Source organism: Zoogloea oleivorans (genome assembly GCF_008107625.1).
GTDB classification, from domain to species: domain Bacteria; phylum Pseudomonadota; class Gammaproteobacteria; order Burkholderiales; family Rhodocyclaceae; genus Zoogloea; species Zoogloea oleivorans.
In genome coordinates, this window is record NZ_SDKK01000088.1 from 1 (window position 1) to 1,694 (window position 1,694).

Here is a 1,694-nt window from a genome sequence, read left to right on the forward strand (position 1 = left end):
TAAGGGCACCTCGAATAACCCGAGGTTTTCAGTAAATCCCACCGCGCAATGCTGATCACGATCGAATTCTGATCAGTTTCTTCGGCACATAACCGCCGTCGCCGGCAGCGCCGTCCCGTTTTTGCCTCGAATCGCCTCGGGCAGCGGCGATTCGGCCAATTTCTGGCGTCAGAAGGCCTCGATTCCGGCCTTCTGGAGATAGACCAGCCGCTTCAGGTTGTAGCAGGCCGCCATCATCGTCATCGCAAAGTTCGCGCGCGCCCGGCCGATGGTGCGCAGCAACTTGCCGCCCATCTGCTCGATGGCCCCGAACACGTGCTCGACCCGCGCACGCGTCTTGGCGATGCGCTTGTTGCGTCGCTGCTGGCAGTCGGACAGTGGCTTGTTGCGATGGCCCTTGCGTTGGATCTGGTTGCGGAAACCGTTTTCCTTCAGCCAGGCTTCCCGCTCCGCCGACGGATAGCCCCGGTCGGCATAGACGTCCCGGCTCGTGTTGGCCGTATCGAACACGTTGTCGAAGTGCTGGCTGTCGTGCGTGCTGGCCGTGTCGGTCTCGATCTTGCGGATGATCTTGTACTTCATGTCGACGTTGATGGAGAGCTTGTAGCCGAAGTGGCTCTTGCCGTGTTTCTTGGTCCAGGTGGCGTCGAGGTCCTTCTGGCGCCGCTTGGCGGGCTTCCAGGCGGCCGGCATCGCGCCTTGCTCAATCAACGCTTTCTCGCCCCGGCTGTTGTGCTGCTTGGGCGCAGGCACCAGGGTCGCGTCGATGATCTGACCACCGCGGGCGATGAAGCCCTTTTTGAGCAGCTGCGCCGAGACGCCGTCGAACAACGCCTTTGCGCCGGCTTCGCCGATGCGGTTCTCGAAGGTCCACACCGTGGTGCGGTCGGGAATGTTCGTTGCGTTCGCCAGCCCGCAGAAGCGCTTGTAGCTCATGCGATCAAGCAGCTGGTACTCCATCTGCTCGTCCGACAGGTTGTACAGCCGCTTCAGGACCAGGATGCGCACCATCGTCTCGGTCGGGTACGGCGGGCGGCCACCCTGGGGGCTGACCGGCCGGGGCGCGATGCGATCGACCTCGGCCGCCAGCGCCACGAAGTCGATGTAGGACTCGATCTCGACCAGCGGATCGCCCAGGGTATCGATCTTCTTGCGGTGATGTTCGTCTGCGAACAGGTCGGTCTTGATGGCGCTGCGCGGTTTCATCGGAGTCGGCTCGGGGCGGATTCAGAACGATGCAATTTTATCAAGAGTGGGCGAGTCGAGGTTTTTCGAGGCGCCCATAAACCGTCGAGCCATCCTTCAGCTCGATGACCTCTCTTGCCGCGGCACGCGCCTCATCAGAAGCGAATGCGCCCGTTGTACCCAGGATGCTCAGCGCGGCCACGACCAGCATTTTCTTCATCATTTCTCTCTCCTTCAGGTTGTGTGCAGGTGATCCTGCACTTCTATGATGGACGTTGGCTCCTTACGGGAGCCAAACCGTCCGATGACAGTTTTGTCAGCGGCTTGTTATGTTGTCGGGCCGCTTTGTTGCTGGATGAAACGCGGCTGTTGGCAGTCCCGACTGAGTGTCAGGGCTTGAGTAACAGGCGCGAATGTGGTCGCGTCGGATCTACAAGTGAGTCTCGTCGGGGCTACTTGCCCTTGGTCGCTTCGTAGAGGCCGTGTCCGCCCACACCTTCTTCGTGGTT

2 protein-coding genes are annotated in these 1,694 nt (G+C 60.9%); both read right to left on the minus strand.

All coding sequences use genetic code 11. The annotated features are described in order from the left end of the window. Positions 1-168: 168 nt before the first annotated feature. On the minus strand, positions 169-1,206 hold the full coding sequence (locus ETQ85_RS25870) for an IS5 family transposase (protein WP_148577996.1): 1,038 nt from the start codon (positions 1,204-1,206) through the stop codon (positions 169-171). 40 nt (positions 1,207-1,246) lie between these two features. After that, on the minus strand, positions 1,247-1,408 hold the full coding sequence (locus ETQ85_RS25875) for a hypothetical protein (RefSeq protein ID WP_222862325.1): 162 nt from the start codon (positions 1,406-1,408) through the stop codon (positions 1,247-1,249). Positions 1,409-1,694: the final 286 nt, after the last annotated feature.

Coding starts and splice junctions, on each gene's coding strand:
- ETQ85_RS25870 (WP_148577996.1), bottom strand. CDS start 1,206: ATGAAACCGCGCAGCGCCATCAAGACCGACCTGTTCGCAGACGAACAT.
- ETQ85_RS25875 (WP_222862325.1), bottom strand. CDS start 1,408: ATGATGAAGAAAATGCTGGTCGTGGCCGCGCTGAGCATCCTGGGTACA.